This window comes from Bradyrhizobium sp. Kon58 (genome assembly GCF_055807455.1).
In genome coordinates this window covers 1-336 of record NZ_JBVVOT010000251.1, presented here as the reverse complement: position 1 = coordinate 336, position 336 = coordinate 1, and the positions used below count along the sequence as shown (strand labels likewise).

The 336-nt window shown below is 59.5% G+C and carries 1 protein-coding gene; it reads left to right on the top strand.

Going from position 1 to position 336, the window contains the following annotated elements; genetic code table 11:
* Positions 1-336: sulfatase-like hydrolase/transferase (locus AC0L20_RS40340; RefSeq protein WP_473295723.1), on the top strand; the 336-nt coding region annotated here is incomplete at both ends.

Sequence of the window (336 nt, the reverse complement as noted above, 5' to 3'; positions counted from 1 at the left end):
CCGCGATTGGCTACGACAGCGTGTTCGTCTACGGCGGGCGCGGCTATTTCGACAACATGAACGCGTTTTTCAGCGGCAATGGCTACCGCGTCGTCGACCAGAGCAGCGTGCCCGAAGCGGAAATCTCGTTCAAAAATGCCTGGGGCATGGCCGACGAGGACCTCTACAAACAAACCCTGAAACTGGCCGACGCCGACTACGCCAAGCAGCAGCCGTTCCTGCTGCAATTGATGACCACCTCCAACCACCGTCCCTACACCTACCCGGACGGGCGTATTGATATCAAATCCGGCAAGGGCCGCGACGGCGCGGTGAAATACACCGACTACGCCATCG